Annotated in this window: 5 protein-coding genes; 2 read left to right on the forward strand and 3 right to left on the reverse strand. The window is 62.0% G+C overall.

Annotated elements, in window-relative coordinates:
* Positions 1 to 26: 26 nt before the first annotated feature.
* A complete protein-coding gene (locus tag CFE47_RS29890; protein WP_286842601.1) occupies positions 27 to 1,430 on the reverse strand; it encodes a NorM family multidrug efflux MATE transporter in 1,404 nt (467 codons plus the stop codon).
* A gap of 148 nt (positions 1,431 to 1,578) precedes the next feature.
* Here CFE47_RS29890 and CFE47_RS29895 point away from each other — a divergent pair, with 148 nt between their 5' ends.
* Positions 1,579 to 2,499, forward strand: a complete 921-nt coding sequence (locus tag CFE47_RS29895) for a LysR substrate-binding domain-containing protein (protein WP_286842603.1) — start codon at positions 1,579 to 1,581, stop codon at positions 2,497 to 2,499.
* Between the two features lie 176 nt (positions 2,500 to 2,675).
* Positions 2,676 to 4,652, forward strand: coding sequence for a methyl-accepting chemotaxis protein (locus CFE47_RS29900; protein ID WP_286842606.1), 1,977 nt, complete (start codon positions 2,676 to 2,678; stop codon positions 4,650 to 4,652).
* A 204-nt stretch (positions 4,653 to 4,856) separates the two neighbouring features.
* Here CFE47_RS29900 and CFE47_RS29905 read toward each other — a convergent pair whose 3' ends face one another.
* Positions 4,857 to 6,353 carry a YifB family Mg chelatase-like AAA ATPase gene (locus CFE47_RS29905; protein ID WP_286842608.1) on the reverse strand — a complete coding sequence of 499 codons (1,497 nt, stop codon included), beginning with the start codon at positions 6,351 to 6,353 and terminating at the stop codon, positions 4,857 to 4,859.
* Between the two features lie 196 nt (positions 6,354 to 6,549).
* Complete coding sequence (locus CFE47_RS29910; RefSeq protein WP_038843546.1) at positions 6,550 to 6,810, reverse strand: accessory factor UbiK family protein; 261 nt, start codon at positions 6,808 to 6,810, stop codon at positions 6,550 to 6,552.
* Between the last annotated feature and the right edge of the window lie 286 nt (positions 6,811 to 7,096).

The raw sequence follows: 7,096 nt of genomic DNA on the forward strand, positions 1-7,096 counted from the left end.
GCTCCCACACGGACCGCGCACATTTCCTAGTCCGGCTGCATCGCTTGGAATTCAGCGCGAACCTCAGGCTCCCGCCTAATCATCCGCTTCATCTTCGCTTCAAACGCCCAAGTCAGGCTCACCGCCGCACACGCCAGGCCCAGCGCCAAGCCCCACCACACACCGGTTGGGCCCCAACCCAGCGTGAACGCCATCAGCCAGGCGGACGGCGCGCCGATCAGCCAGTAGCAACCCGCACCGATCAGGAAGGTCGTCTTGGCGTCCTTGAGCCCGCGAATGCAGCCCATGGCGATGGTCTGCACGCCGTCGAACAGCTCGAACCAAGCGGCGACGGCGAGCAGGCTGACGGCCAAGACAATCACATCGTGGAAAGCCGGGTTGTTGTGGTCGATGAGCAGCCCTATTAGCGGGTCGGAATAAAGCCACAGCACCGCGGCAAATCCCAACATCACCGCCGCACCAAAGCCGATACCAACCCGACCAGCCATGCGCGCCTGCAGCAATTGCCCCGCGCCGTAATGCTGGCCGATGCGCATGGTCACCGCGTAGGACATCCCCGCCGGCACCATGAACGCTACCGAAACGATTTGCAGGGCGATCTGATGCGATGCCAGTTGCGTGCTGCCCATGGTGCCCATGCACAGCGCCGCAAAGGCAAACAACCCGACTTCCACGGCGTAGGTGCCGCCAATCGGCAGGCCCAGGCGCCACAATTCACGCAGGTACTGGGTGTTCAGGCGCAGCAGGCCGTTGCCCAGCGGGTAGGCGGCGTACGCGCGATTGCTGCGGATGTACCACATCAGCGCCAACGCCATGCCGTTGGCGACGATGGCCGTGACCAGGCCGATACCCATCAGGCCGAGTTTAGGGAGGCCAAACATGCATTCGATCAAGGCGTGGTTGAGCAGGTAGTTGAGCACGGTGCCACACAGGCTGATCACCATCACTGGTGTCGCCTTGCCGATGGCGCTGGTGAACCCGCGAAGGGCCATGAAACTCAAATAACCGGGCAGGGCGAACGGCAGGATCGTCAGGAATTGTCCCGCCGAATGCACGTTGGTTTCGGTCTGGCCAAACATCAACAGCAGCGGCTTGAGGTTCCACAGCAGCAAGCCGGCGGCCAGGGCCATCAGCCAGGCGAGCCACAGCCCCGCCTGGGTCAGACGGGTGGCGCCCTCAATGTCGCCTGCGCCATGACGGATCGCCACCAGGGTGCCCACGGCAGCGATCACGCCGATGCAGAAGATCGACACGAACGAATAACTGGCCGCGCCCAGGCCGCCACCGGCCAGGGCTTCAGGGCTCAGGCGCGCCATCATCAGGGTGTCGGTCAGCACCATCAGCATGTGCGCCAACTGTGAGGCAATCAACGGCCCCGACAGCCGTAGAATGGCCCAGAGTTCGGTACGTGCCGGATGCTGCATGATCATCACGCTCAAATAGTCAGAGGGTTGTGGAAGGGTTGATTCTCGGCGCTCCCAGCGCTTCGCACAAAGGGATAAAAGCGATCGTCAGCATGACTAAAACTCATGTATGTGAATCTGATAGGGTGCGGTATTGCTCTGTAGGAATTTTCAGATGTCTCGTCGTCTTCCTCCGCTTTATGCCCTTCGCGCATTTGAGGCGGCTTCTCGGCACAACTCATTCACCCGTGCAGCAGAAGAACTGTCGATTACCCAAAGCGCGGTAAGCCGGCATATCCGTACGCTGGAGGAGCATTTCGCCTGCCGTCTGTTCCAGCGCAGCGGGCGTACTCTGCAACTCACCGAGGCCGCTCGCCTGCTGTTGCCCGGCGTGCGTGAGGGGTTCGCCGCGCTGGAGCGCGCCTGCCATACCCTGAACGCCGAAGATGACATCCTGCGCATGAAGGCGCCGTCCACACTGACCATGCGCTGGTTGCTGGCGCGGCTCAGCCGATTTCGGGCAGTGCAGCCGGGCAATGAGGTGCAACTCACTAGCGCCTGGATGAGCGTGGACGAAGTCGACTTCAACCAGGAGCCGTTCGACTGCGCAGTGCTGCTGAGCTACGGGCATTTTCCGGCGGACTGGGAGGCCTGCTACCTGTTCCCCGAATTATTGATCCCCGTGGGCGCGCCGAACCTGTTGGAAGACGGCCCCTGGGATGCCGAGCGCCTGGCAACCGCCGAGTTGCTGCACCCCACGCCGGATCGCCGCGATTGGCGCAACTGGCTGGAGCGCATGGGCCTGTCATCGCAGATATCGCTCAAGGGCGGGCAAGTGTTCGATACCCTGGAATTGGGCATGATCGCCGCTGCGCGGGGTTATGGCGTGTCCATGGGGGATTTGCTGATGGTGGCCGAAGACGTTGCCCAGGGACGGCTGAGCCTGCCTTGGCCGACCGCTGTTGCCAGTGGGGAAAACTATTACCTGGTGTGGCCGAAAACCCGCCCCGGCGGCGAGCGATTGCGCCGGTTGGCGGACTTTCTTCAAGGTGAAGTCAAGGCGATGGAGCTGCCTGCGGTCGAGCGCCTCGACTGAGTGCCTGTGACCGTTCGTGCAATCGTTTGCGCGATAACCCTGTGATTCGCTCAAGTATTGATCGCGCGCGCCGAAGTAGGTGTGTTGGAACCATCGTGCACCAACGCTTCCCACTAGATAATTTGCCGAGTAGCGCTATGAGATCAGGATGATCCTGGCCTCGGCCAGGAGCTGTCATGTCTCAACCTCGCGCTCGGATCGCCTCCCAGCTAGGCCTCGCGTTAGCCGTGATTCTGGCTGTCGTTATCAGCGGCAGTACCGTGTTTGCCTTGCGTTCCCTCGACTCCGCCAACCTCGATACCCGAGAGGAACACCTGGCCAGCGAGGCGCGCTTGCTCGCCGACCAACTCAATACCTTCCACAGCACCTTGCGCGAGAGCACCCAGCGTTTGAGCGGGTTGTTTGAAAAGCGCTTTGGCGCCGGTTTGAGTGTGCGTGCGGACCAGCCGGTGACGGTGGCAGGCGTGCAGACCCCAAGCCTGTATTTGGGCAGCGATGTGTTGAACAACGATTTCGATGAGGTCGATGAGTTCAAGGACAACTCGGGCGGCGTAGCCACTGTGTTTGTGCGCAATGGCGAGGACTTTATTCGCGTCAGCACTTCGCTGACCAAGCAGGACGGCAGCCGCGCGATCGGCACTGCGCTGGATCACCAGCACCCGGCCTATCAACGTTTGCTGGGCGGGCAAGGCTACGTTGGCCGCGCGGTGCTGTTCGAACGCTCTTACATGACCCAATACACACCGGTGCGCGATGCTGCTGGCAAGGTCATTGCGGTGCTGTTTGTCGGCTTCGACTATACCGATGCGCAGAACGCCCAGTTCGACAACCTCAAGCGGTTCCGTATCGGCAAGACCGGCTCCTTGGCGTTGCTGGATGAGCAAAAGCATTGGCTGGTGCCGCCGGCGGGCGTGCAGGCGTTGGACCCGGCGATCCCACTGATGCTCGACCTGGCAAAAACGCCGGGCAAGGGGCGCTTCTGGAGTGACAAGAACGAAGATTTCTACAGTGTCTCGGTGCCGTTCGAAGGGGGCCCGTGGTCGGTCGTAGCGAGCATGCCGAAGTCGGAGATCCGCGAAGTGACGTGGGCGGTGGGCATCCGCCTGGTGATCGGTAGCGTACTGGCGATGTTGTTCGCGGTGGGTGCCGCGGTCTGGCTGCTGCGCAGCAAATTGCAGCCCTTGAGCGACCTGGTGCGTCAGGCCGAGGCGTTGGGCGCGGGCGACCTGAGCGTACGTCTGAATGTTTCCAGCCATGATGAAATCGGCCAGTTGGCGCGCAGCTTCAACCAGATGGGTGAGGCGCTGTCGACCATGGTCTCGCATATTCGCAAGGCGGCCGAAGAGGTCAACAGCCGGGCAAAGGCGTTGTCCGGGTTGTCCGGTGGTGCGTATGAAGGCATGGAGCAGCAATCCGGTGAAATCACCAGCATGGCCGGCGCGGTGGAGGAGTTCAGCGCCACCTCGTTGAATATCGCCGACAACATGGGCAACACCGAACGCTTGGCACAGGAAAACGCCCAGCAAACCCGTATCGGCCGCACGTCGATGCAAGAGGCGTCGTCGTCCCTGGAGCACATCGCCACGGCGCTCAATAGCACCGCCACGGTGATCAACACGTTGGGCCAGCGCTCCCAGGAAATCGGCGGGATCGTCGGTGTGATTACTTCCATCGCCGAGCAGACCAATTTGCTTGCGCTGAACGCCGCGATCGAGGCAGCGCGTGCCGGTGAGCAAGGCCGCGGGTTTGCAGTGGTTGCTGACGAAGTGCGCAACCTGGCGTCGCGCACTCGCCAAGCCACCGACGAAATCTCCGGAATGATCCAGAGCATCCAGCAGGAAACCGGTAACGCCATTACCACGATGGAACACGGCAATGTGCTGATGCAGGAGGGGCTGTCGCGCAACGCAGACGTGGCTTCGGCCCTGGCGCGCATTGACGAACAAAGTCGTTCGGCAGGGCAGCAATTCGCCGCCATCACCACCGCCACCCACGAGCAGAGCAGCACCGCGACCTTGCTGAGCAGCAACTTGCAGAGTATTGCGTTGGCCAACAGTGAGCAGCGTGAAGTGGTGTCGAATTTGGCGATTACGGCCAAAGAGTTGGAAACGTTGGCGGCGGGCTTGCGTCAGGAGGTAGACCGCTTCCGCTGACGCGCCTCGGATCGAGTTTTTATAGCAACGAAGCGCGATAGCGCTGTAGTGAGCGGGCTTGTCCCGCGCTGGGCTGCGAAGCGGCCCTAAACCCAGACTACTCGGTTTTCCTGAAACGCCGCGGCGACCCTATTGGGGCCGCTGCGCAGCCCGGCGCGGGGCAAGCCCGCTCACTACGGGCATGCGATCTTTTGCTGGCCAGGCTTAAGTAATCGCCGCCGGGCGGTATTGCAGGGCCTCTTGCAGATGGTGGCGAGCGATGGCGGCAGCTTGCTCCAAGTCTGCCAAGGTGCGCGCCACTTTCAACAGTCTGTGAGCCGCCCGCAGCGACAGCGTCAGCCGTTCACAGGCGGCCTCCAGCCAGCCTTCATCGATCTTCGACAGCTGGCAGTGCTTGCGCAGCCCGGGTAGGTCCAGGAATGCATTGGCGCAGCCTTGGCGCCGTAGCTGGCGTTCACGGGCGTCGGCCACGAGTTTTGATGCACTCGCCGTATCGTCACCGGCCTGCGGTGTTGGGTTCAGCGCAGTGCTCTCCCGTGCAACGGTCAGGTGCAGGTCGATGCGGTCCAGTAGCGGCCCGGAAAGCTTGTTGCGGTAGCGCTGGATCTGCTCCGGCGTACAGCGACAGCGCCCGCTGGGCTCACCCAAGTAGCCGCAAGGGCATGGGTTCATCGCCGCCACCAGTTGAAAGCGTGCCGGGAAACTCACCCGGTCGCGTGCGCGGGAAATCACGATATGGCCTGACTCCAACGGCTCTCGAAGCACCTCCAACACCTTGCGATCAAACTCCGGCAACTCATCCAGAAACAGCACGCCGTGATGGGCCAGGGTAATTTCCCCCGGTTGGGGTTTTGATCCGCCGCCCACCAATGCGGGCCCTGATGCTGAGTGGTGGGGCTGGCGAAAGGGTCGATGGGGCCAGTGGCTCAGCGGCGCGAGGCTGACTACGGACTGAATCGCCGCCACTTCCAACGCCTCCTGCTCGCTCAGCGGTGGCAGCAAGCCCGGCAAGCGGCTGGCGAGTAGGGTCTTGCCGGTTCCCGGCGGCCCGCTGAATAGCAGGTTGTGTGCGCCTGCCGCCGCAATCAGCAGTGCGCGCTTGGCGGCTAGCTGGCCCTGTACTTCACTCAAGTCCGGATAAGGCTTGTTTAGATACAGCAAACCATCGGACTTGTAAGGCTCTATCGGCTGATGTCCGTTCAGGTGCGCGACCACCTGTAGCAGGTGGTCCACCGCAATGACTTTCAAGCCCGACGCCAGGCACGCTTCTTCGGCATTGGCACGGGGCACTATCACGGTGCGCCCGGCCTTGCGCGCCGCCAGCGCGGCTGGCAACACACCTTTCACCGCCCGGACTTCCCCCGACAGCGCCAGTTCACCCAGGCATTCCACATCGTCGAGCATCAACGCTGGCACCTGCACGCTGGCCGCCAAAATCCCCAGCGCAATCGCCAGGTCAAACCGCCCGCCGTCCTTGGGCAGGTCGGCAGGTGCGAGGTTTAGGGTGATACGGCGGGCGGGGTATTGCAGCGCGGAGTTGAGAATGGCGCTGCGTACGCGGTCCTTGCTTTCCTTGACCGCCGTTTCCGGCAAACCCACCAAGGTCAGGGACGGCAGACCATTGGCCATGTGCACCTCGACGGTGACGGCAGGGGCTTCGACGCCGACCTGGGCGCGGCTGTGGACAATAGCGAGGGACATGCGTGTTCCTTGAAAAAGAGGCCGCTTCCTGCGGGTTTTTCAAGGGTAGGCGAGGCGGGGAAAAGCGAGGCAGAGAGGTTTTACAGAACGTATCCAAGGACCGCCGCAGAGCTATTGTGGGAGCTGGCTTGCCTGCGATGGCGTCTTGTCAGTCAAACCGCTATCGCAGGCAAGCCAGCTCCCACATTGCCCGCGTTTATTCAGCGGGCGGGGTGAGCTTGGCTTCCAGCTCGGCGACTTTCGCTTCCAGGCTCTCAAGCCGCGCACGCGTGCGCGCCAACACCACCATCTGGCTATCAAACTCTTCCCGGCTCACCAGGTCGAGTTTGCTGAAGCCACTTTGCAGCAACGCTTTGAACTGGCTTTCGATTTCGTTGCGGGGCAGCGGGGTGTCGCCGCTGAACAGGCGAGAGGCGTGGCCGCTCAGGGCGTCGAGGAGGTCTTTGGGCGCGAGCATGGGAAATAGTCCGGAAAACTGTTGGCCGGCAGTGTATCACGCGGCGTCTATAGTCTTTTTCACGGCCTTGGGCGCACGCTTTTCGCGCAAAGTGCCTGGCGTGCGCGCACCGTTTTTGTGCGCATTGTCATCGCGAAAAAGCCCCGCAGGTGGGCATAGGTGGGCAAAGGACTGATTTCAGTGATTTTTACGGAGCTGGCAAGGTTTCTGCTTAGACGATCATGACCCATGCACTGATGCAGTCGCTGTGACGAATGCAGTGCGCCGACGGATCAGGGGTACAGGT

This window comes from Pseudomonas sp. PGPPP1 (assembly GCF_002255865.1).
Taxonomy (GTDB): domain Bacteria; phylum Pseudomonadota; class Gammaproteobacteria; order Pseudomonadales; family Pseudomonadaceae; genus Aquipseudomonas; species Aquipseudomonas cremoris.